Here is a 23,638-nt window from a genome sequence, read left to right on the forward strand (position 1 = left end):
CGCCCAACGAGTAACTATCGCCCGCGCGGGGCGCCGAACAGCCGCGACAGCAGCCAGATCGGGACCACGATCACGGCGCCGAGCAGGAAGTAGCGCCACAGCCAGTTGATGGCGTCGAAGCCGAGATCCCACAGCCGCTGGAACAGCATGCGGATGCTGTGCAGGATATTCCAGGGATCGAACCCGATCGCGGCAAGCACCACGCCGACCAGGATCGACAACAGGATCAGCCGGAACGCCACCGACAGCGGCGAGCCGCCGAGAAAGCGATACAGGCCGTCATTGTTGGCCGGCAGGTCTCTGACGTCGTTGGGCATCGATTTCTCCTCGCGGGTCGTGCGCATTATAGGCACGGCGGGGCACATGGGGAACCCGCAGATATCAGTCAATGGCCGCCATGCGCCTGCGGAATGTTAATTTGCCGTCACGTCCTTCAACATCCGTTCCAGCGTTTCCAGTCGGTCGGCCTCGCGCGGCGGCTTGTCCCAACGCAGCCGGCTGATGCGCGGAAACCGCATCGCGACGCCGGATTTATGCCGCGGCGAGCGCGCCAGCCCTTCGAACGCCACTTCCAGCACCAGGCCCTGATCCGGCTCATGCACGACATGGCGGACGGGGCCGAACTTTTCGGTCGTGTTGCGGCGGACGAAGCGATCGATCTGCAACAGCTCTTCATCGGTGAACCCGAAATAGGCCTTTCCGACAGGCACCAGTTGCTCGCCGTCCTCGCCCGAGGTCCAGACGCCGAAGGTGTAATCCGAATAATAGGACGAGCGCTTGCCGTGACCGCGCTGGGCGTACATCAAGACGGCGTCGATGATGTGCGGATCGCGCTTCCATTTCCACCACTGGCCCCTGGGCCGGCCCGGCAGATAGGGCGCGTCGCGGCGCTTGAGCATCACGCCTTCGACGGCATCGGCGTCCTCACCCGCGCCGGCATTCGCGGGGTTGGCGCGCGCGGCTATCAGCGCCTGCCAGCTATCGAAGGCAATGGTCGGCGACAAATCGATGCGCGGGTCGTCCAGCTTCCGGACGAATAGTTCGAGATGCGCGCGGCGCTCGACAAACGGCAGTTCGCGCAGGTCGTTCTCGTCGTCGCCGAGCAAGTCGTAGGCGCGCAGGTGAATCGGAAAGTCCTTGGTTAATTTCGGCGAGACGACTTTTCGATTGAGCCGCTGCTGCAATACGTTGAAGGTCTGCACGCGGCCATCGCGCAGCACCAGCAGTTCGCCGTCGATCGCGCCGGGCAGATGCAGCGACGGCAGGAGGTCGGGAAAGCTGTTGGTGATGTCCTCGCCGGTGCGCGAGTAGAGCCGCGCCTGCATGTGCCCGCGCTCGTCGCGACCGCTTACTGCCTGCACGCGAATGCCGTCCCACTTCCATTCCGCGATGAAATCGGCTGGATCGAGACTGGCGAAATCCGCATCCTCGATCGCATGCGCCAGCATCACCGGGCGGAACGGTGCCGGATCGCGGTTGACCGGCTTATCGCCGCGGCCTTCCAGCCACGCGAACAATTCGAGATAGGGCGGGGCGAGGCCTGGCCAGATCAGCTCGATCTCGTGCGGATCCTTGTCGCCAAGCGCTGCCGCGGCCGTTTTCGCCAGCCGCGCCGAAATCCCGATCCGCATCGCGCCGGTGACCAGCTTTAGCAACGCCCAGCGGCCGGTCTCGTCGAGCTCGTCGAGCCAGCGCGCGAGCTGGCTTGGCAGCTCGGTCTTGCCGAGCGTGCGAAGGGTGACGACGACTTCGGAGAGGGTGGGCGGAGGCGGGTTATTGTGGCGTGGGTCAATATTGAAACCACCCGTGGCGTACTCCGCTCCCTGGCCCTCCCTTGCGGGTGAGAGCGGGAGAGAGGGGTGGCCCAGCAAAGACTCGCGGTAATTTTCTCCGCCCTTCGGCCACATCAGCGCAACCGTCTCGGATAAGTCGCCGACATAATCATAGGACAATCCGAACAACACCGGATCGGTCCGATCCATGATCAGGTCACGAACAAGCCCCGGCTTGGCGTGCTTGAACGACAGCGCGCCGGTCAGCGCCGCCAGCGCGTAGCCGCGGTCGGGATCGGGCGTATCGCGGAAATAGGCCGTGATCAGCCGCAGCTTGTTGTTGCGGCCGGGCTCGTAGGCGAGGCGGTCAAGCAGTTCGGCAAAGCGGTTCATGTCTCGGCCTCGTCGGCCGCGACCACCTCGTGTTCCTCCTCATCACCGTAGCCGACCAGATCGAGCGGCCGCGCGGCAAGCCCGCGTGCCCTGCACCAATGCACCAGCGCGTCTTCCTGGCCGTGCGTGACCCAGACCTCGCCGGCGCCGGTGGCCGCGATGGTGGCTGTCAGCCCGTCCCAGTCGGCGTGGTCGGAAATCACCAGCGGCAGTTCGACGCCGCGCTGGCGGGCGCGGGCCCGCACCCGCATCCAGCCCGAGGCAAACGCCGTGACCGGATCGGGGAATCGCCGCGTCCAAATGTCAGAGGTAGCCGTCGGCGGCGCCAGCGTGATGGTGCCGGCGAGATCGGCCTTCTTCATGCCCTTCACCAGCCGCAGCTCGCCGAGCGCTATGCCGCGGCTCTCATAGTAGCGCGTGATCCCTTCCATCGCGCCATGCAGATAGACCGGCGCGTCATAGCCCTGCTCGCGCAACAACGCGATCACGCGCTGCGCTTTGCCGAGTGAATAGGCCCCGACCAGATGCGCGCGTTCCGGAAACAGCGCGACCGAGGCGAGCAGCTTTTTCACTTCATCCGCCGCATCGCCATGGCGGAACACCGGCAGGCCGAAGGTGGCCTCGGTGATGAAGACGTCGCAGGGCACCACTTCGAATGGCGTACAGGTTGGATCGATCGCGTCCTTGTAATCGCCGGACGCAACGATGCAGAGGTCCTTGCAGGAAACGGCGATCTGTGCCGAGCCCAGTACGTGGCCCGCCGGGTGAACTTTGATCTTGACGTCGCCGAGGCGGATCTCTTCTCCATAGCGAATCGCCTGCGTGCTGCGCGCAAAATTGTCGCCATAGCGCAGCCGCATCATGTCGAGCGTTTCCTGCGTGGCGAGCACGGCGCCATGGCCGGGCCGGGCATGGTCGGAATGGCCATGGGTAATCACGGCGCGCTCGACCGGGCGAACGGGATCGATATGGAAGCCGCCCGGCTTGCAGCACAGGCCGGCAGCAACTGGCAACAGGATGTCGTGCGGACGCATTCGGTTTATATAGGGCGTCTCCCCGCAATGTTCAGCCGTGTGATGTTTAGCCGTCATGCGCGGGCTTGACCCGCGCATCCATCTTTTGAAGAATCTATTTTTTGATGAATTGCCGGGTCCCGGCTCCGCCAAGGCTTCGCCGGGCCAAGAATGCACTCGGCCGGCGTAGCTTCGGCGAAGCCGGCAAGCCCCGGCAACGACAAGTTTCGGAACCCATGCCTGCCCGTCTGTTTCTCTCTTCCGGCGATCTGATGGCCGACCGCCGGTTCGAATTCGCGCGCGATCTGCAATTGAAAGGCGATCTGGCGGCCGCCGCCGATCTGCTGATGCAGGCGATCGAACTGGCGCCGAATTTCACCTCCGCCTGGTTCACGCTCGCCGATATCCGCGAGCAACTCGGCGAGCATGACGCGGCGATCTCGGCGTTTCGCCAGGCCCAGGCCAGCGATCCCGGCGACCGCCGTGGCGCCGGACTTAGGTTGATGCGGCTCGGCGCTGAACCATTGGCCGGCATGCCGCAGGCCTATGTGCAAACGCTGTTCGATCAATATGCGCCGCGATTTGAATCCTCGCTGGTGGACGATCTCGGCTATCGCGGCCCGGCGCTGTTGTTCAAGGCGGTGCTGTCGGTGCGATCAGCCGCGCGCAAGCCGGCGTTCTTCAAGCGCGCGATCGACCTCGGCTGCGGCACCGGGCTGGCGGCATCGGCGTTTGCCAGGGAGGTCGATCATTTCATCGGCATCGATCTGTCGCCGCGGATGATCGAGCGATCGCGCGCCACCGGCCTCTATGCGGAGCTGGAAGTCGCCGACATGCTGCACGGCCTGCGCGCGAGGCCCGATGCCAGTGCCGACCTCATCCTCGCCGCGGACGCGATGGTTTATGTTGCCGACATCGCTCCCGTGCTGGCGGAAGCAGCGCGCGTGTTGGTGCCGGGCGGTCTCATCGCCTTCACCACGGAAACCCATGACGGTGAGGGTGTCAGGCTCGGGCAGGGCCTGCGCTACGCACACGCCGCGGCTTACGTGCGCGCGACAGTCGAGGGGGCAGGTTTGCAATTATCCCGCCTCGAAGAATTATCCGCCCGCAATGAGGATCATGCGCCGGTTCCTGGCCTGGTCGCCGTCGCCGCGAAAACTTGAGTCTAGGCGCTACGCACACCGCGAATGGCGGGATTGCGTGCGACATGTCAGCTATTGCCAGGGACACTGGAATGCCTGATCAAAGCTCCCATAAGGGAGAAACAACAATGAACAAGAAACAGACTCGCCGTGAATTCGGCGCTACCGCGCTCGCTACCGCTCTTGCATCAACGATGCCCGCGCCGTTCGTTTTGGGCCGCGACGAAAAAATACGATCCGGGTGCGAGCGACACCGAAATCAAGATCGGGCAGACCGTGCCGCATTCCGGCCCCGGCTCGCTCTATGGCGTGCTCGGCCGTGTCGGCGAAGCCTATTTCCAGATGCTGAACGAGAAGGGCGGCATCAACGGACGCAAGGTGAAATTCTTCACCATGGACGACGCCTACAGCGCGCCGAAATGCGTCGAGGCGACGCGGCGGCTGGTCGAGCAGGAGGAGGTGCTGGCGCTCTACGGCTCGCTCGGCACTGCGCCGCAGACTGCCGTGCACAAATATCTCAATTCGAAGGGCGTGCCGCAATTGCTGCTCAATACCGGCGCGTCGAAATGGAACGATCCGAAGAACTTCAAATGGACCATGGCAGGCCTGCCGCTCTATCCGACCGAAGCGCGCATTCTCGCCCGGCATGTCGTGAGCGTGAAGCCGAACGCGAAAATCGGCATCCTCTACCAGAACGACGATTTCGGCCGCGATTTTCTCGGTCCCTTCAAGAAGGTGCTGGCGGATGCCGGCGGCACCGCCAAGGTGATCATGGAGCAGACCTACGATCTGACCGAGCCGACGATCGATTCGCAGATCATCAATCTCTCTAAATCCGGCGCTGACGTCTTCTACAATATCTCGACCGGCAAGGCGTCGTCGCAGTCGATCCGCAAAGTGGCTGAACTCGGCTGGAAGCCGCTGCACCTGTTGTCGGCGGGATCGACCGGCCGTTCAATTCTCAGCGCCGCCGGTTTCGAGAATGCTACCGGCATCGTCGCGATCAGATACGCCAAGGAAGTCGGCGTGCCGCGCTTCGAAAAGGACCCTGACGTGCTGGCGTTCGAGGAATTGCGCAAGAAATATCTGCCCAACGTCGACCCCGACAATACCATCGCCTTTGCCGGCTATGGCCAGGTCGCGTCGATGGCGGAGATCCTGCGCCGCTGCGGCGACGAACTCACCCGCGCCAACGTGCTCAAACAGGCGACGACGCTGGCGGGCTTCCATTCGCCCTACTTCCTCGACGGCGTGAACTACAGCTACACGCCGGAAGACTACACGCCGATGAAGACGCTCTACATCTCGATCTTCAACGGCAAGGACTGGGACATTTCCGACAAGCCGGTGACGGAGTAGGGGGCACCTCCCTCTCCCCGTTCTTCACGGGGAGAGGGTCGGGGTGAGGGGCTCTCTCCGCGGGCACTCTGGAAGAGAGGTGTTCGCGGAAAGAGCCCCTCACCCGGATCGCTTCGCGATCCGACCTCTCCCCGCGAAGAGCGGGGCGAGGTGACCTCCGAGCCCCTCGACGAACCCGCTCCAACGGCTTACTTCTCCTGGTGTGCCGTCGCCTCAACCCTTGCCCTTCACGCCGCTCGAAACGGCTGCGCTCCTGCCCGACCGCTTCCGGCGCTGGTTCGCCGCGCGAGGCTGGTCGCCGCGCGAGCATCAGCTTGCGCTGCTGGCCAAGGCCAGCGCCGATCGTTCGGCACTGCTGATCGCCCCAACGGGCGCCGGCAAGACGCTGGCCGGCTTCCTCCCGACGCTGGTGGAGTTGAGTGCGGCATCTTCCAACCTCCCCCTGAAAGGGGGAGGTCGGCGCGCGCCTGAGCGCGACGGGTGGGGGTCAGCCGCGGGTACGGAGCAAGCGGCTGACCCCCACCCCAACCCTCCCCCTTTCAGGGGGAGGGAGTCTGAACAGTCTGCCGCGAATGTTCACCAGGGCGAGAGAAAAACCCTCATGTCCACCGGGCGCAGCGTCAAACGCACCGGCGGTCTCCACACCCTCTACATCTCGCCGTTGAAAGCGCTCGCAGTCGACATCGCGCGCAATCTGGAGACGCCGATTGCCGAGATGGAGCTGCCGATCAAGGTCGAGACCCGCACCGGCGACACGCCGGTGTCGCGGCGGCAACGGCAGCGGCGTTATCCGCCGGATGTTCTGCTGACCACGCCGGAACAACTGGCGCTGCTGCTGTCGTCGGACGATGCGCCGTTTCTGTTCTCCTCCCTCAAGCGCATTGTGCTCGACGAACTGCACGCGCTCGTCACCTCGAAACGCGGCGATCTGTTGTCGCTTGGCCTGGCGCGGTTATGGCGCCTGGCGCCGGAGATGTGCGCGATCGGGCTATCCGCGACGGTGGCCGAGCCGGAATCGCTGGCGCGGTTTCTGATGCCGCAGCGCGACGGCAAGGACGTGTCGGCCGATATCGTCGTGGCCGGCGGCGCGGCGGCGCCCATCGTCGAGATGCTCGACACCAAGGAGCGGCTGCCCTGGGCCGGCCATACCGCGCGCCATGCGCTCGGCGAGATGTATGACCTGATCCGGCGCAACAAGACCACGCTGATCTTCGTCAACACCCGCAGCCAGGCTGAAATGCTGTTCCAGGAATTCTGGCGCATGAACGACGATGGCCTCGCAATTGCGCTGCATCACGGCTCGCTCGACGTCGCGCAGCGCCGCAAGGTCGAGGACGCGATGGCGGCGGGAAAGCTGCGCGGCGTGGTCTGCACGTCCTCGCTCGATCTCGGCATCGACTGGGGCGACATCGATCTCGTCATCAATGTCGGCGCGCCGAAGGGATCTTCGCGGCTGATGCAGCGGATCGGCCGCGCCAATCACCGACTGGATGAACCCTCACGCGCGGTCCTGATCCCGGCGAATCGTTTCGAGGTGCTGGAGTGCCGCGTCGCGATCGATGCCATTGCGGAGAATGCGCAGGATACCCCACCGCTACGTACTGGCGCGCTCGATGTGCTGGCGCAGCACGTGCTTGGCTGCGCCTGCGGCGAGCCGTTTTTTTCTGACGAACTCTATGCGGAAGTCCTGACCTCGGCGCCTTATTCCTTGCTGACGCGAACGGATTTCGATGATGTCGTCGATTTCGTCGCCACCGGCGGTTATGCGCTGAAGACCTATGAGCGCTTTGCGCGCATCAAGCAGGACAAGCAGGGTCGCTGGCGCGTCGCCAATCCAAAAGTGCGGCAGAGCTATCGTCTCAACGTCGGCACCATCGTCGAAGAGAGCATGCTGAAGGTGCGCCTGGTGCGCTCGCGCAGCGGCGGGTCCGGCTCGACCGGCGCGCTCGGCCGCGGCGGGCGGATGCTGGGCGAGATCGAGGAAGCCTTTATCGAAGGCCTCGTGATCGGCGACACGTTTGTGTTCGGCGGTGAAGTCGTGCGCTACGAGGCGCTCGCTGAGGACGTGGTCTATGTCTCGCGCGCCAACGACAAGGACGCGAAAGTGCCGTCCTATATGGGCGGCAAGTTTCCGCTTTCGACCTATCTCGCCGAGCGCGTGCGCAAATTGCTCGACGACCGCCGCGCGTGGAATGCGCTGCCCGATCAGGTACGCGACTGGTTATCGCTGCAGAGGGATTTTTCTCGCGTGCCGGCGGTGCAAGAACTGCTGATCGAGACCTTTCCCCGCGGCAACAAGCACTATCTCGTCTGCTACCCCTTCGAGGGCCGGCTGGCGCACCAGACGCTCGGCATGCTCTTGACACGGCGGATGGAGCGGGCGCGGGTGCGGCCGCTCGGCTTCGTCGCCAACGAGTATGCACTGGCCGTATGGGGCCTCGGCGATATGTCGTTCATGATCCGGCACGGCAAGCTCGATCTCAACGCGTTGTTCGATCCGGACATGCTGGGCGACGACCTCGAGGCGTGGCTCGCCGAATCCGCGTTGATGAAGCGCACCTTCCGCACCTGCGCCATCATTTCCGGCCTGATCGCGCGGCGTTTCACCGGCGAGGAGAAATCCCGCCGCCAGGTGCTGTTCTCCACCGACCTGATCTACGACGTCTTGCGCAAGCATCAGGCCGACCACGTGCTGTTGCGCGCCGCGCGCGCCGATGCCGCGACAGGCCTGCTCGATCTCAAGCGTCTGGGTGATATGCTCTCGCGTATTCACGGGCGAATCAGCCATCGGGAACTCGAACACGTTTCGCCGCTCGCCGTTCCCGTGATGCTGGAAATCGGCCGCGAGTCAGTTTATGGCGAAGCAGGCGACGAGTTGCTGGCGGAGGCCGCCGACGAGCTCGTCAAAGAGGCGATGGGATAAGCGGGAAGGCACGTGACGGCAGGGGCGCAGTCTTCGGGAGACGATCAACAGATGCGCGCCTCGAAGGTCATGGTTGCCGACGTGACGTTCCGCGCCGACCTCTCCGGCGCGCTGTTATGGCAGGAGCAGCGCCTGCTCGTCGTCTCCGACCTGCATCTGGAAAAAGGCTCCAGCTTTGCCGTGCGCGGCGTACTGCTGCCGCCTTACGATACCGTGGCGACGCTGAGCCGGCTCGCCGCCGTGATCGCGCGGCACGACCCGCGCATGGTGATTGCGCTCGGCGACAGTTTTCACGATCGCGACGCGCATCAGCGGCTGTCGGCGCCGGATCGCGACGCGCTCTCGGCAATGCAGGCGCGGCGCGACTGGATCTGGATCTCGGGCAACCACGATCCGGCGCTGCCGCCCGACCTCGGCGGCACTGTGGCGAACGAAGTCGCGATCGGGCCGATCGTGTTCCGCCATGAGCCGACGGGGGCGGCGGGTGAAATCGCCGGCCATCTGCATCCCAAGGCGCGCGTCGCCACAAGGGGGAGATCGATGGAACGGAGGTGCTTTGCCAGTGACGGCGAGCGCGCGGTGATGCCCGCCTTCGGCGCCTATACCGGGGGCCTGAGCATCCGCGATCCCGCGTTTGCGAAGATTTTTCCAATGCCGGGCCTGATGGCGCAGGTGCTCGGCGACAACCGTGTGCACGCGATTGCCGCGTCAAGGTGTTATTAGAGGGAGCGATCATGCTGCCGTCGCTCCATGATGATTTACTCGTTTCGTACGAAGTGAATTGTGAAGCCCGACAAATCAAGCTTCGTGCAAAGCGTGACCCGAGGGTTCCGGCAGAGAAGGAAGGGCAGGTAAGCCACACCATCGTCTTCAACGGCGTTGAGGGGTATCAATTCGAGAACGATAATTTCGCCAATATTGTCTTTTCTCTGGACGCCGTGCCCGTCGAGCGAATCCTAGCCATCTACGGTTCGCAGATCGCATCGTCTTATTGCATGGCGGGCGCCCCGAATTCTTGGGCAACTGATCTCTCGTCCGCGCCGCAAGTGCTCGCAGCAAAGGGCGTGCAGGGCTTCATTTTAAGCTCATCGTATGGCCTCTCTGGCTGGGTGCTGGCCAAAGAAGCTCTGGTCGAATAGGCCTAGCCGTCGGCTCGTCACGCCGCCTTCGCGTCGACGCTGTCGCAGAACTCGGCGAGGCGGTCGGCGAGCCGCAGCGTTGCGGGGCTGGCGTCGGGCGAGGCCACCAGCGCCAGTTCGGTCTTGTCGATCGGCGCAAAGCCGTCCTTCGCCGTGAGCACGCGATGGCCGGCCTGGATCGCGATGTCGGAGAGAATGCTCAATCCCAATCCGGCAGCGACTGCGGCCTGGATGCCGGCAAGGCCGGAAGAAGTATAGGCCATGTGCCAGGATCGCCCCGCGCTTTCCAGCGCATGGATCGCGCGCGCACGATAGAGGCAGCCGGCAGGAAAGCCGATCAGCGGAACCGAGCCAGCGTCGATATCGACCGGATGGGTTTTGCTGGTGACCCAATGCACCTTCTCCGGCCACACCGCGATCGCGCCTTTCTCGCCGGCGTCGCGCTTGAGCAGCGCCAGATCGAGATCGCCGCGTTCGATGTCGCGCCTGAGATACGTGCTCTGGTCGGCGCGCACATCGAGCCGCAGGCCCGGCCGCGAGCGCGAAAACGTCGCCAGCAACTTGGCGAGACGATAGGCGGCGAAATCCTCGGGGATGCCGAGCTTGATCGCGCCTTCGCTTTCCGGCCGCGCCACCACGTCGCGGGCTTCCTCGGCGAGCGACAATAGCCGCCGCGCATAGGAAAGCAGCCGCTCGCCGGCCTCCGTCGGCGTCACGTCCTTGCCGTTGCGGTTCAACAGCGGCTGGCCGAAATCGTCTTCCAGCCGCTTGATCTGCTGGCTGACCGTCGATTGCGTGCGGTGGACGCGCTCGCCGGCGCGGGTGAAGCCGCCGGCATCGACCACCGAGACGAAGCTGCGCAGCAGTTCGAGATCGAGCATGTGAATGCTCCATTTAAAAATCCACTGATCATCAGTTTATCATTTAATTTCCAAATATCAAGGTGTGGCCCTAGATCAGGGGTGAAGGAGACCATCCATGTCGCTCGCCCCTTCGGTCGCGGTCCCCCGCGCCGGCTTCAATCTGTTACCGCTCTATATCGGCCTGTTCTGTCTGCTCTGGAGCTTTGCTTTCGTCGCCGGCAAGGTCGGCGTCACCGACTGTCCGCCGCTGATCCTGCTCACAGCGCGATTTTCGCTCGCGGGAGTCCTGATCCTCGGCATCACGGCGCTGCGCGGCGAGGCATGGTCCTCGCTGACCTGGCGCGACGCCGGAATCTTCGCCATCCTCGGCGTCGCCAACAACGCGCTCTATCTCGGTCTCGGTTATACCGGGCTGCAGACGGTATCGGCCGGCCTCGGCGGCCTGATTGTCAGCGCCAATCCGGTTTTCACTGCTGTACTTGCGGCATTGTTTCTCGGCGAGGCGCTGACCTGGCGCAAGGTGGCGGGACTTTTGCTCGGCATCTCCGGCGTCGCCTTCATCGTCTGGCACCGCATGTCGGTCGGCACGGACAGCTTTCACGGCATCCTGTTCACGCTGGCCTCGCTGGCCTCGATCGTCCTCGGCACCATCCTGTTCAAGGTGCTGGCGCCGAAAGGGAGTCTCTGGGTCGGCAATGGCGTGCAGAATCTCGCCGCGGGCGTCGTGCTGCTGCCGTTTGCGTTCACGCTTTCCAGCCTCAGTGACATCGTGCCGAGCGCGCGGCTCGCCGGCGCGTTCGCTTTCCTCGTGCTCGGCGGATCGATCCTGGCTTACCTGCTTTGGTTTCACCTCTTGAAGGTCTGCGGCGCGACGGCCGCGAGCGCCTATCACTTCCTGATGCCGCCGCTCGGCATGCTGTTCGCCTTCCTCGTACTCGGCGAGCACATGGAGTTGCGCGACCTGCTTGGCATCGTTCCCGTAGCGCTTGGCATTTATCTGGTGACACGTCCCGCTGCGGCTGCAGTTCAATCTTCGTAAGGAGCAACTCAATGACAGTTACCATCACCCTGATCGGCGGCCCGACGGCGCTCATTGAACTCGACGGCTTCCGGCTGCTGACTGATCCGACGTTCGACGAGCCCGGTGCCTATCAACTGCCGCATGTGAAGCTGGAAAAACTGGTCGGTCCCGCCGTTAGCGCGCATGATGTCGGCGAGGTCGATGCCGTGCTGCTCAGCCACGACCAGCATTCGGACAATCTTGACCATTCCGGGCGCGATTTTCTCAAATCCGCCAAGCGCGTGCTGACGACGGAGGTTGGCGCAAAGCGGCTCGGCGGCCATGCCGAAGGCTTTGCGCCGTGGGCGTCGACCGAACTGACCGGCAAGAACGGTCATTCGCTGACCATCACCGCGACGCCCGCGCGTCACGGCCCGGCGGGAATCGAGCCGCTCGCGGGCGACGTGATCGGCTTCGTGGTTTCGTCGAGCAAGCCGGGCAGCCGTCCGATCTACATCAGTGGCGACACCGTCTGGTACGACGGCGTTGCCGAAGTGGCGAAGCGGTTCAAGGCCGGCGTGGTGCTGCCGTTCGCGGGCGCGGCGCAAACCCGCGGCCCCTTCCACATCACGATGGACACCAACGATACGATCGAAACCGCGCGCGCATTCCCGGACGCGGTGATCGTGCCCGTGCATACGGAAGGCTGGAAGCATTTCCGTCAGAGTGCGGACGATCTGCGCGCCACCTTCGATACGCTGGGGTTTGGACCGCGGTTGCGAATTCTGGAGCCGGGCGTAGCGACGGTTATCGAGCCGCTACGCGCCGCGTGACGGACACCAGGAGGCAACGGACAAGCTCGTGGTCTGGAACCTGTTCCAGTCAGGTTCGTTGTCGCCGGGGCTGGACCCTTGGCATGTCAGTTCGCAACAAGTCGCATCGGAAGCGCCACGCGCATACGGGAACCGGAAACAACAAACCGGCAGCGCAGGCCAAGGCACATCGTTCGTTTCGCTTCCGTGATGCGCTGAGAGCACTCGGGCCCGGCCTGATCACCGGCGCGTCCGACGACGATCCGTCGGGAATCGGCACCTATAGTCAGGCAGGCGCACAGCTCGGTTACGGCATCGGCTGGACCATGCTGCTGACGTTTCCGCTGATGGCAGCGATCCAGGAAATCTCCGCGCGCGTCGGCCGCGTCACCGGGCATGGAATCGCGGGCAATGTGAGCCGGCATTATTCGCCTTGGCTGCTCAACGTGGTGGTGGCGATGCTGTTCATCGCAAACACCATCAACATCGGCGCCGATCTCGGCGCCATGGCGGACGCCACCAAATTGCTAATCGGCGGCCACAGCATCTTCTATGTACTGCTGTTCGGCGTGACCTCGGTCGCGGCGCAAATCTTCCTCGACTACAGGCGTTACGTGTTGGCGCTCAAATGGCTGACGCTCAGCCTGTTTGCCTATGTCGCCGCGCTCGCCTTTGCCAAGGTTCCGTGGGGCGAGGCGCTCGCCGGCATTCTCATTCCGCGCCCGGCCTGGAGTGTCGATTATTTCACCACCATCGTTGCCATCTTCGGCACCACGATCTCGCCCTATCTGTTCTTCTGGCAGGCCTCGCAGGAAGCCGAAGACCAGCGCGTCGACAAGGCGAAGCGGCCGCTGGTCGAGAAGCATTACGGCGCGCAGAAGGAATTCAATCGTATTCGCGCCGACACCATCGTCGGCATGGCGTTCTCCAACCTGATCGCATTGTCGATCATCGTAACCGCCGCGGCGACGCTGCATGCGGCCGGCAAGACCGATATCCAGAGCTCGGCGGACGCGGCCGAAGCCCTGCGTCCGATTGCCGGCGCATTCGCTGAAACGATTTTTGCGCTCGGCATCGTCGGCACTGGACTGCTGGCAATTCCGGTGCTCGCCGGCGCCGCCGCCTATGCGGTCGGGGAGGGACGGCGATGGCCGGTCGGGCTCGCGCGCAGGCCCAAGGCCGCCGCCGCGTTCTACGCGGTGCTGGCGCTCTCGGCTGGCATAGGTATCGCGTTGAACTTCACGCCGATCAATCCGATCTCGGCGCTGTACTGGAGCGCGGTCATCAACGGCGTGCTCGCCGTGCCGGTGATGGTGCTGCTGATGCTCATGGCCCGCCGCAGGGACGTGATGGACCGCTACGTTATCAAGGGGCCACTCTATTGGCTGGGATGGCTGTCCACTGCGGCGATGCTGCTCAGCGTCGTCGCGATGGGAATCGGGTTTTTTGCCGGGAGATCGTAGGATAGGTGGAACGACTTGTCCGCCGTAGCTCGACTTGTCCGCCGTAGCTCAACGAGCGTAGGCGGAAGCGATACCCGTCCTACGCATTGACGCCTCAATCCTTCCGAAACACGATCGATGCCATCCATCCTGTCATCAGCGCCATGAACGCAGTGACGAGCCCATAGACAAATCCGTTCTGGCGCGCGGTCGTCGCGACGAACTGTTCAAAGCCGACTTTCACGATTTCAAACGCAGTGTCGGTCTTGGCCACCAGCGCGCCTTCGGCGAACAGCTTGATCTCGACATTATAGAGACCGATCGGCACCTCCGCAGGCAGCGGAATGCCGGTGCGGAACAGCGTCGGCGTCAGGAATGTCACCGCCGAGGTCTCCTCGCGATAGAGGCCATGCTGCTTGCGCAGCCGCACGAAGGCGCTGCGGAACGCATCGTCCGGCACGACGTCGGCGTAGTCGGGCCCGACGCGCTGGGTGAGCAGCACGTTGTTCAGCCCGAGCTGCTGCCGCCGCTGCACCTCGGGCGAGGCGATGGCGTCGAACGGGCGGTTGGAAAACAGCGCCAGATAGGTCGGCACCTGGAGAAACTGCCGGGAGTCGGTGTTGATCCAGATCCCGAACCGGCGCTCCTTGCGGCGCGTCACCATGTCGGCGCGCGGGCCGGCAACCGTCACCACGAGATCGTAGGTGCGATTGGCCGGCGTGCTGGCGTCCTTCTCGACCGAACCGAACAGCACCAGCTCCTCGCCGGAATAGTTCGGCGTCACGGTGACGCGATGGTTCGATACCGAAACGATTAGCCGTTCGGCCCGAACCGGCGACGCCGCAAGCACCGCGGCCAGCGCAAGCCATCCGAGCGTGCGGGCCAGGCGTGCGGTCATCCCGTCACTCCCGTTTCCCGGACGGTGAAGAGATCCTCGGGCCGGATCACCAGTTCAACGGCGAAACGAATGCCCACGGCGAGAACCAGTAGCCCGAGCAGCAGCCGCAAATGCTCGCCGCGGATTTTCTGCCCCGCGCGGGCGCCGAACTGGGCGCCGGTGACGCCGCCGACCATCAGGATCAGCGCCAGCACCGCATCGACCAGATGATTGGTCACGGCATGCAGCATGGTGGCGAACACCATCGTGACCAGGGTGAGCACCATTGAGGTGCCGATCACGGTCGAGGTCGGCACCCGCAGCACATAGATCAGCAGCGGCACCAGGATGAAACCGCCGCCGATCCCCATCACGGCACCGATGAAGCCAATGACCAGGCCGATCACGACGACCGGAATGACGGACAGATAGATTTTCGAGCGCTTGAAGCGCATCTTCAACGGCAGGCCGTGAATCCAGACATGGCTGCCCGGGCGGCGCGTGGTGACCGGACCGCCGCGGCGGGCCCTGAGCAGCGCCCGCAGGCCTTCCCAGAACATCAGGCCACCGACGGTGGTCAGCAGGATCACGTAAGACGTCGCGATCATGAGATCGAGCTGACCGAGCGAGCGCAGCAGCGTGAAGGTCCAGACCCCTAGCGCCGTGCCCAAACTGCCGCCGCTCAGCAGCACCACCGCCAGGACCGGATCGATGGCGCGCCGCCGCCAGTAGGAGATCGCGCCGGAGAACGAGGACGCCGCGATGTGGCTGGCGACCGAGGCGACCGCGACCGCGGGCGCAATGCCGACGAAGATCAACAGCGGCGTCATCAGGAAGCCGCCGCCGATCCCGAACATGCCGGAGACGAACCCGACCGCCGCGCCCATCGCCAGGATGAGGAAAACATTGACCGGAATGTCGGCGATCGGGAGGTAGAGCTGCACGCGCGTCTGCTTTTGTAGCTTTGCCGCAAGAGACGGCCGAGGGGCCGCTCACGGCATGGTTTCTCTTGTATTTGCCGGCAGTGGAATCCGGTTCGCGCATGCACCTTTGCGTGCGCAGGGCCGGTTCCCGCGCCTTTGCATAACTGAATTCGGCAGCGTGAGGGACTAAAAATGCCCGGCAAGGCAAATTTTTGCCGTACGTGCGCGTGTCTCAGCACGTTGAAACGCTGTTACAAAATCCGGAAAGCCAGTCTGTTCGTGGGGGTCGGCACTCGGCCGGCTCAGGGCTTTCCGAGCTGGTCGGTGACGAGGTTCATCGCCAGCGCCTGCTTGGGGCTGAGCCAGCGAATGTCCCTGGTCTCGGACATCGCTTCCACGATCGAGGATGAAACCCCCATTTTGGTCATGTAGCCCAACACCGCGCCTGATATCCGCTGGGCCTCTGCGACGGGATCGCTCAGGGGCTTGGTCGTGACAAACCGATGAACGCCCAATGCCGAGCCCAATACGCCGTAGCGGGCCTTGCCGCCGGCATAGGCCAGCACGCAGGCGCTGGCGCAGTAACCGGGCTTGATGCGGCCCGCAGCGTCGGCGGCGCCTACCGCGGTCGCTAGCCCCCGTGACCGGATGATCTCGCCCATGATCACGGCCTGGTTCAAATCACCGCCGGGAGAGGCCAACAAGACGATGTCACCGGGTGCGAGGTTGGCCTGGTCCAGCCTGCTGCGAAACCAGCTCGCCGCGGCGGGGCCGATCGTGCCGCTGACGAACAGGGCGCGGCGCCCCCGGCTCGAACCATCGAGGTGCAGCGCATCGATCACCTGGGATGTCAGGCTTGGCGAGACATACTGGTCCTTCCAGTAGTGCCAAGCCTCCGGTTGCGACAGGTCCCGGTAGGCGCGAATGCAGACGCCGGCAACCAGCAGGATGAAGATCGCCACCGTCCAAAACTGCCATTGGCGCCGGGGTGGCCGGGGCGGCGGCGCCGGCGCCTGACCGGGAGGGAGGCGCGGTGGCGCAACCGCAGGGCCCGTCGGCGAGCGGCGGAGGCGATTTTCCCCGTTCTGGCTGTCGTCGGCTGACAATCGATCCTCTTTGCGAGCCGGATCCGTTCAAGATCAGGCTGACCAGAAGCACTAATACGAATTTATGGCCGAGGATATGGCGGCAATGCCGGCAGGCGCTTAGACCGTTTTCGAGCGAAGTGGACACCGGTTCGCGTCAAGAAAACGCGTCAAAACAAAAACCTAGAGCCCGGTTCTGCTTCAATCAGAACCGAAATGGCTCTAGTGAACGGCGGCGGTGCGCTTGGTCGTCGCAGCCGGTTTGGCGGCGGGCTTGCCCGTGGCAGGTGCGGGCGGCGAATCCCAGCCGCCGGCGGGTGACGCCACGTTAACGGCCTCGTCGGGCTGCGGCTCCACGGTGAAGGTCTGGATTGCAAGCTTGGCCGCTGCCAGCGACTGGGCGTCGAGGCGCTTGGCAACATCGTCGCGCTTGCGGCCGGCATCGGCATCGCCCTGGGCGGCTGCGAGGCTGAACCATTTGAAGGATTCGGCGAGGTTCTGCTCGACGCCGATGCCGCGGGCATAGAGGATGCCGAGGTTGAACTGGCTGTCGGCGACGCCGCGATCGGCGGCCTTGCGGAACCAGATCGACGCGCTCTTGTAATTGGCGCCCTTGCCGCCGCCATCGGCGTCGAGCACGGCCAGATTATGCATCGCCTTGGCGCTGCCGCGCTCGGCCGCCTGCAGGTAGTAACGCCGCGCGATATCCAGGTCCTTCTTCACGCTCATGCCCTTCTCGTAGAAGGTGCCGAGCCGGAACAGTGCGGGCACCACGCCGGCCTGCGCCGCGCGGTCGTACCATTTGGCGGCCTCGTCGAGGTTCGGGGCGACGCCCTTGCCTTCGGCAAAGCGCACACCGACCTCGTAAGCCGCGGCCGGGTCGCCCTTCAGCGCGGCGGCGCGCAGCACCGGCCCGCCGATACCATCGGGCAACCGCTCGCTCGACGGCACCGCGATCATCGCAAGCTTGGCGCCGCTGGCCGGCATCGCCTGGATCGCGCCGGTGATATCGCTGGCCATAACCGGTGATGCCATGGCCTGCGGCGGAGCTGCGACCCGCGCGCTGTCCAGCGTGTTCGGCGCCGAAGAATTGTTCGACTGCTTCTCGACCGGCGTCGGCGAGATCATCGAGGGCGCCTGCGGCGCGGGGATTGCGGGTGCGGGCCTGGCGCTGCTCTCCGAGGGGGCGGGGGCCTGCGCCGGTGGGGCCGGCTCTCTGGGCTGCTCCATCATCGGCAGTTGCAGCACGCTGCCGGTATCCAGCAGCGTCATCGCCATCTTGAAGGTGCCGAGCACGATCACGACCACGCTCGCGCCGACCAGCAGCGAGCGGATCTTGGAGGAAATGTTCGGCGCGTTCTTGTCGCCGGCCTTGGCCTTGTCGCCGCCCTTGTCCTTCGATGCGACCTTCGCAGCCGAACGTCCGGCTTTCTCGGGCGGGGGCGCGGCGGCTGCGGCCTGCGCGGCGCGGCGCGCGGCGGCAATGAAGCTCGATGAGCTGACCGGCTCCTTCGGTGCGGAAGCAATCTCGCTGATCGCGTTTTCGGAAGCGGCTATCCGTTCCGATGGCGAAGCGACGCGCGGCGGCGGCCGCGTGCCGGGCTCGAGCGGGTGATCCGGCGGCAATTCAGGCGCGATCGCGGCGCGCGGTGCGGCGGCATGCGGCTCCAGAATTTCGCTGATGGCCCGCGGCGGTAGTGGCGGCGCGACTGGCTGCACGGCGTGGAATTCGCGCGGGGCGGCGGCAAAGGGCTCCGGAGCATTCCCCTGCAGCGCGGCAGGGTTGGGCAATTCCGGCTTCGTTTGCTGCGGATAGGTCATCAGCGGCGTGGTCGGGCGGGGCGCTTCCTCGCGCGTTTCGGCCGTTGCAGGCGGAGAGGCGGAGGTCGCCGGCGCACCGCGAGCCCCGCGCAGATCGCCTTCGATCATCGACAGGCGATCGACCACATGGCCGAGCGTGTTGTGAACGGTCTCCAGCGAGTCCTGCGTGCGGCGGTCGGTTTCCGACTGGCTGAAGCGGATATCGGATAGTTCGCGCTTGACCAGATCGACGATGCCGGAGTCCGTCGGCTGCGATGCACCGCCGGAGTTGCGGTTGGATTCGGCGAGCGCGACCAGGCTGGCGTGCTGGCGTTCGAGAGAACGCAGAATGTCGTGCAGGCCTTCCTCGACCCGTCCGAGGTCGATGGCGGGTGCGGCGGCGGAACGATCGTTGGAGGCTTCCAGGCGCTCCAGGAGATACGAGACGCGTTGTTCGAGATGGGCAAACGCCGACGCATTGTCGTCGCCGGCCGGAATGCGGTCGAGCCGCTCCGACAGCGAGCGCAGCGCGTTCTCGACATATTCCGAATTCTCGCTTGCGGCCGGCGGCTGTCGGGATTCTAGCGTCGAGGTCAGCGCGGCCAGGCGCTGTTCGAGAATGCCGAAGGCATCGCTGTTGCCGTCAAAGCGGGAAAGCTGGTCGACCTTGGCCGACAGCGTGTGCACGTCGTCGGCGAGCCGGGCCAGCGCGTCGTTGGAGGCGACGTTGGAGACGATCCCGCGCAGCGCCGCGATCGCGCTTTCGAGCTGTTGCACCGTCGACGGATCGTCGTTCGCGCGCAGGATCAGGTCGAGCTTGGCGCCGAGATTGTGGATCGCCTCGTCATAGCCGGTGAGCTGCTCGGCCGGCGTCAGCGAGCGCAACGCTTCGCGGATTTCGCTAAGGGCGCGCTCGATGTTGGCCAGCATCTGGCCGTCGGTGCCGTTATAGCGGCTATCGTCGATGCGGCGGGACAGCGAGCGGATTTCGTTCTCGAGCGATTCGATCTCCCGGCGCGGCACCGCCTCGGTGATGGCCTGACGGATTTCGGCAAGCTCGCTGCGGAACGCCGCGATCGACTGTTCGATATGATCGGGACGCTGCAGTGCCTCGATCTGGCTCGTGATCTTGATCAGGTGCCGTTCGAGCGAAGAAAAGTCCGGCCCCGTAGGCGCGGCATGCGTCACTGGCTGCACAGATTTGGGCTGCGCAGAATGGGGCTGGGCGGCAGGGGTCGTCGGCGCGGCATTGCGCGGCGGCATCTGGCGCGGCGGCGGTGTATCGAGTTCGTTCTGGCGCGCGGCGATTTCAGCGATCGCAAAATCCATCGAGGCCGGGCTAAGCGGCGGCGCCGGGCGATAGACCTGGGCCGCGGCACGCTCGACCAAATCTGTCTGGCGCTGCCTTTCCTGCATCTGGACCTGACGAGCCGGCACGGGATTCGAAATCTGCGACAGCCGCGCGTCGAGGCGCGAAATGGCCTCGTTGAGCTGGCGCGCCACCGTCGGCTCGCCATGAGCGGCTTCGCCGCGGACTGCAGGCCGCGAAATCTGCTCGATCTGCTTTGTGATCGAATCCAGCCGCTGGTGAATGTCGGCCACGTCGGGGATCTGGCGGCCCGGCGTCGCCGGCCGCTGACCGGAGGGCGCGCCGAAACTGGGCGGGGCCGGTTCGCCGATGGTGGAATTCAGCCATTCGTTCAGCGACATGCCGGCGCGGCGCGCAGCCGCCTCGGCCCTGTCGCGCACCGATGGATCGATGCCGTCAACACTCCACGATACGCGCGAATTCATGCTCTCGTCCGGTTCCGCTACGGCGCCCCACCCGCGCCATCAGCCTCCCCGCGCGTCCCACTGAAGAGACAATCGTATTTTCGCGCGGGTCGCCTGCCTCGGAACCGACTTTTCCGCGTTACGGTAAAGAAGCGGTTAAGGAATGGGACGGACGGCCCCAAAAGTTACCAGGCGGCCAAATCGGCCGGCGTTAGCCGCGTTTGACGTCCTCGATCGGTACGACGCTGGTCCGCTCCACGCCGGGAGACAGGGCCGACAATGCCTCGATCGCCTCTTCGCACCACTCGGCCACGGCCCGTTCGTGGCTTAGGCCGATGCGAAGTCCCAGCAATTTGCCGACATCGGCCGGGGGCGCCTTGCCGTCAGGAAATCGCTTGTTGAGCAGGCGTTCGTAGCGGGCGAAGCGGTCGCGGTGGTGTTCCAGCCGCGCCATCAGATCGGTGCGCAACGGTTCGATGTCGACACTGTCGAGCGCGTAGAGCCGCACCAGGAGGTCGTCCTTGATCGAAGCCGGAACGCTCGGCCGCGCGGCCCAGTGCCGAAGCGCGGCGCGCCCCTCCGGTGTGAGGGTATAGACCAGCTTGTTCGGCTTGCCGGACTGCACCACCTCGCGGCCCTGGATGTGGCCGCGGTCGCGAAGCTTTGTGAGTTCCCGGTAGATCTGCTGGTGGTCGGCCTTCCAGAAAAACCCGATCGAGTTGTCGAACGTCTTGGCGAGTTCATATCCCGTCATCGGACGTTCGGTCAGACAGGCAAGGATCGCGTCACCAAGCGCCAAGACGCCGGCCTCCGGCTTTCATGTGATTTGACATTATGCATAAAGTTGCATATGCGTCAACGCGCATAAGCTCCGGAGAAGCCATTCCCCGGCGCCAGCCCGTCATCGCCCGGATAGGAGACATGATGACCATGAGCGGCCTCGACAAGTGGTACGGCTACATGAAGTCCCATGACACGGCGGCGCTATGGGATCTGTTGCACCCGGATGCGGTGTTCGAAAGCCCGGTCGTCCATACGCCGCAGCGCGGGCGCGACATCACCTTCAAATATCTGGCGAGCGCCGCGAAGGTGCTGGGCGGCCCCGGCTTCAAATACACAGGCGAATGGCGCAGCCCGCACGGCGCGGTCCTCGAATTCGAAAACGTGATCGAGGGTATCAAGATCAACGGCGTCGACATCATCACCTTCAGCGATGACGGTAAGATCACGCACTTCAAGGTGATGGTGCGTCCGCTGAAGGGAATCAATCTGCTACACCGCTTGATGGGGGAACAACTCGCCAAGCAGTGACAGGGGGCGAGAGATCTAGGCCGCCACCATCCCCGGCGTCGTTTATGTCGCAATGCCTGTCGGGATATTTGCTGGCCTGGTCACTCCCTAGGACATCGGGAACCGGATAAGGTCGCTTTCCGGAACGCCGCACAATTTCAACTCAAGCGCCGCCGCCAGTATTCAAGCCTGCCCTGCCGGGAGAACATCATGCCGATCTACAAAGCCCCCGTGGAAGACGTCACCTTTCTGCTCAACGACGTGTTCCAGATCGATCGCTACGACAATCTGCCCGGTTTCACCGACGCTTCCGCGGATGTGCGCGAAGCGATTTTGGGCGAGGCCGCAAAACTCTCCGAAGAGGTGCTGCAGCCGCTCAACCGTGTCGGCGATCTCGAAGGCTGCAAGCGGCATGACGACGGCTCGGTAACGACGCCGAAGGGGTTCAAGGAAGCCTTCAAGCAGGTGGCCGAAGGCGGCTGGCTCGGTCTGTCGGCGCCGGCGGAATATGGCGGGCAGGGGCTGCCGGTGACGTTGAGCCAGGTCGTCACCGAATTCCAGAGCGCGGCCAATATGGCGTTCTCGATGTATGGCGGCCTGACCATGGGCGCGACGGCTGCGCTTCTGGTGCACGGCAAGCCTGAACAGAAGAACATGTTCGTGCCGAAGATGGTGGCGGGTCAGTGGACCGGCACCATGAACCTCACCGAGCCGCAATGCGGCACGGATCTCGGCCTGTTGCGCAGCAAGGCGGTGAAGCAGGCCGACGGCAGCTACAAGATCACGGGCACCAAGATATTCATCTCGTCCGGCGAGCATGACCTCGCCGAGAACATCATCCATCTGGTGTTGGCGCGCATCGAAGGCGCTCCCGCCGGCATCAAGGGCGTGTCGCTGTTCGTGGTGCCGAAATTCCTCGTCAACGCCGACGGATCGCTGGGGCAGCGCAACGGCGTGTCCTGCGGCTCGATCGAGCACAAGATGGGCATCCACGGCAATTCGACCTGCGTGATGAACTACGACAACGCCACCGGCTGGCTGATCGGCGAAGAGAACAAGGGCATGCAGGGCATGTTCGTGATGATGAACGAGGCCCGCCTCGGCGTCGCCGTGCAAGGTCTGGCGCAGTCCGAAGTCGCCTATCAAAACGCCGTCGCCTATGCGCGCGAGCGTCTGCAGGGCCGGTCGCTCACCGGCGCAAAGGAGGCGGACAAGCCGGCCGATCCGATCATCGTGCATCCGGATGTTCGCCGCGTGCTGCTCACCATCCGCGCCTTCAACGAGGCGGCGCGCGCCATGGTGGTGTGGACCGCGCTGAAGAGCGACGTCGCCCACCGCTCCTCTGATCCGAAGGATCGAGAGGCCGCCGACGATCACATGGGCCTGATGACCCCGGTCATGAAGGGCGTGATGACCGACGTCGGCTTCTCCAACGCGGTGCTGGCGCAGCAGATGTATGGCGGCCACGGCTATATCGCCGAGCACGGCATGGAGCAGTTCGTGCGCGATGCGCGCATCGCTATGCTCTATGAGGGCGCCAACGGCATCCAGGCGCTCGACCTGGTCGGCCGCAAGCTGCCGCGGAACGGCGGCCGCGCCGTGATGGCGTTCTTTGCCGAGGTCGCAGGCTTTGCCAAGGAGCACGGCGGCAATGAGGCGATGAAGCCGTTCGTGGCGCCGCTCTCGACCGCGCTCGGCCATCTGCAGCAGGCCACCGGCTGGCTGATGCAGAACGCGCTGACCAAGCCCGACAACGCCGGTGCCGCCGCCACCGACTACATGCAATTGTTTGGTCTCGTCGCCTTCGGCTACATGTGGGCGCGGATGGCGAAGGTGGCGCAGGACAAGATTGCGGCTGATGGTGCCACGCCCTATCTGACGACCAAACTGGTGACCGGCCGCTTCTTCATGGAGCGGATGCTGCCGGAGACCCACGTCCATCTTGCGCGCATTCAGTCCGGTTGCGCGACCACCATGGAACTGGCGGCGGAGGCGTTCTGATTTTTCGCCGTTTCCCGTTCGATCTGCCTAT

At 64.5% G+C, this 23,638-nt stretch carries 18 protein-coding genes and 1 pseudogene; 10 read left to right on the forward strand and 9 right to left on the reverse strand.

Annotated elements, in window-relative coordinates; all coding sequences use genetic code 11:
- Positions 1 to 14 precede the first annotated feature (14 nt).
- The 3 genes from V1290_RS21965 to V1290_RS21975 form a co-directional block, all read right to left on the reverse strand.
- Positions 15 to 317: a DUF6460 domain-containing protein gene (locus tag V1290_RS21965; RefSeq protein WP_028347988.1), complete on the reverse strand. Its 303-nt coding sequence runs from the start codon at positions 315 to 317 to the stop codon at positions 15 to 17.
- 96 nt (positions 318 to 413) lie between these two features.
- Positions 414 to 2,165 (reverse strand): cisplatin damage response ATP-dependent DNA ligase, encoded by a 1,752-nt coding sequence (locus V1290_RS21970; RefSeq protein ID WP_334366336.1) that lies wholly within the window; start codon positions 2,163 to 2,165, stop codon positions 414 to 416.
- Positions 2,162 to 3,199: a ligase-associated DNA damage response exonuclease gene (locus tag V1290_RS21975; RefSeq protein WP_334366337.1), complete on the reverse strand. Its 1,038-nt coding sequence runs from the start codon at positions 3,197 to 3,199 to the stop codon at positions 2,162 to 2,164. The genes V1290_RS21970 and V1290_RS21975 overlap by 4 nt, the downstream gene beginning before the upstream one ends.
- Before the next feature lie 215 nt (positions 3,200 to 3,414).
- Here V1290_RS21975 and V1290_RS21980 point away from each other — a divergent pair, with 215 nt between their 5' ends.
- From V1290_RS21980 to V1290_RS22000, 5 genes and pseudogenes are all read left to right on the forward strand, one after another.
- The gene (locus V1290_RS21980; protein WP_334366338.1) at positions 3,415 to 4,341 is read left to right on the forward strand and encodes a class I SAM-dependent DNA methyltransferase; all 927 of its coding nucleotides are present in this window, start codon (positions 3,415 to 3,417) and stop codon (positions 4,339 to 4,341) included.
- Positions 4,342 to 4,448: 107 nt separating this feature from the next.
- A pseudogene (locus tag V1290_RS21985) lies at positions 4,449 to 5,679 on the forward strand (ABC transporter substrate-binding protein).
- A gap of 202 nt (positions 5,680 to 5,881) precedes the next feature.
- Positions 5,882 to 8,602: a ligase-associated DNA damage response DEXH box helicase gene (locus V1290_RS21990; RefSeq protein WP_334366339.1), complete on the forward strand. Its 2,721-nt coding sequence runs from the start codon at positions 5,882 to 5,884 to the stop codon at positions 8,600 to 8,602.
- A gap of 51 nt (positions 8,603 to 8,653) precedes the next feature.
- Positions 8,654 to 9,325, forward strand: a complete 672-nt coding sequence (pdeM, locus tag V1290_RS21995; RefSeq protein WP_334366340.1) for a ligase-associated DNA damage response endonuclease PdeM — start codon at positions 8,654 to 8,656, stop codon at positions 9,323 to 9,325.
- Positions 9,326 to 9,336: 11 nt separating this feature from the next.
- A complete protein-coding gene (locus tag V1290_RS22000; RefSeq protein WP_334366341.1) occupies positions 9,337 to 9,741 on the forward strand; it encodes a hypothetical protein in 405 nt (134 codons plus the stop codon).
- Between the two features lie 17 nt (positions 9,742 to 9,758).
- Here V1290_RS22000 and V1290_RS22005 read toward each other — a convergent pair whose 3' ends face one another.
- Positions 9,759 to 10,622, reverse strand: a complete 864-nt coding sequence (locus V1290_RS22005) for a LysR family transcriptional regulator (RefSeq protein WP_334366342.1) — start codon at positions 10,620 to 10,622, stop codon at positions 9,759 to 9,761.
- A 97-nt stretch (positions 10,623 to 10,719) separates the two neighbouring features.
- On the opposite strand from V1290_RS22005, the gene V1290_RS22010 reads away from it, so the two are divergent.
- From V1290_RS22010 to V1290_RS22020, 3 genes are all read left to right on the forward strand, one after another.
- Entirely contained in the window at positions 10,720 to 11,643 is a 924-nt protein-coding gene (locus V1290_RS22010) for a DMT family transporter (protein WP_334366343.1), read from the forward strand.
- A gap of 11 nt (positions 11,644 to 11,654) precedes the next feature.
- Entirely contained in the window at positions 11,655 to 12,437 is a 783-nt protein-coding gene (locus V1290_RS22015; RefSeq protein WP_334366344.1) for an MBL fold metallo-hydrolase, read from the forward strand.
- Between the two features lie 83 nt (positions 12,438 to 12,520).
- Positions 12,521 to 13,879, forward strand: a complete 1,359-nt coding sequence (locus tag V1290_RS22020; protein ID WP_334366345.1) for an NRAMP family divalent metal transporter — start codon at positions 12,521 to 12,523, stop codon at positions 13,877 to 13,879.
- A gap of 94 nt (positions 13,880 to 13,973) precedes the next feature.
- Here V1290_RS22020 and V1290_RS22025 read toward each other — a convergent pair whose 3' ends face one another.
- The 5 genes from V1290_RS22025 to V1290_RS22045 all read right to left on the reverse strand — a co-directional run bounded on the left by V1290_RS22025 (position 13,974) and on the right by V1290_RS22045 (position 21,115).
- Positions 13,974 to 14,756: a TIGR02186 family protein gene (locus V1290_RS22025; protein ID WP_057846220.1), complete on the reverse strand. Its 783-nt coding sequence runs from the start codon at positions 14,754 to 14,756 to the stop codon at positions 13,974 to 13,976.
- Entirely contained in the window at positions 14,753 to 15,679 is a 927-nt protein-coding gene (locus V1290_RS22030) for a sulfite exporter TauE/SafE family protein (protein ID WP_334366346.1), read from the reverse strand. The genes V1290_RS22025 and V1290_RS22030 overlap by 4 nt, the downstream gene beginning before the upstream one ends.
- A gap of 281 nt (positions 15,680 to 15,960) precedes the next feature.
- Positions 15,961 to 16,620 (reverse strand): hypothetical protein, encoded by a 660-nt coding sequence (locus V1290_RS22035; RefSeq protein ID WP_334366347.1) that lies wholly within the window; start codon positions 16,618 to 16,620, stop codon positions 15,961 to 15,963.
- Positions 16,621 to 16,965: 345 nt separating this feature from the next.
- Complete coding sequence (locus tag V1290_RS22040; RefSeq protein ID WP_334366348.1) at positions 16,966 to 20,337, reverse strand: hypothetical protein; 3,372 nt, start codon at positions 20,335 to 20,337, stop codon at positions 16,966 to 16,968.
- 190 nt (positions 20,338 to 20,527) lie between these two features.
- Positions 20,528 to 21,115, reverse strand: a complete 588-nt coding sequence (locus tag V1290_RS22045) for a PadR family transcriptional regulator (protein WP_334366349.1) — start codon at positions 21,113 to 21,115, stop codon at positions 20,528 to 20,530.
- A gap of 125 nt (positions 21,116 to 21,240) precedes the next feature.
- On the opposite strand from V1290_RS22045, the gene V1290_RS22050 reads away from it, so the two are divergent.
- Positions 21,241 to 21,627, forward strand: a complete 387-nt coding sequence (locus V1290_RS22050) for a nuclear transport factor 2 family protein (protein ID WP_334369125.1) — start codon at positions 21,241 to 21,243, stop codon at positions 21,625 to 21,627.
- 189 nt (positions 21,628 to 21,816) lie between these two features.
- Entirely contained in the window at positions 21,817 to 23,607 is a 1,791-nt protein-coding gene (locus V1290_RS22055) for an acyl-CoA dehydrogenase C-terminal domain-containing protein (protein WP_334366350.1), read from the forward strand.
- Positions 23,608 to 23,638 lie beyond the last annotated feature (31 nt).

The sequence above is a fragment of the Bradyrhizobium sp. AZCC 1578 genome, from assembly GCF_036924675.1.
Taxonomy (GTDB): Bacteria; Pseudomonadota; Alphaproteobacteria; order Rhizobiales; family Xanthobacteraceae; genus Bradyrhizobium.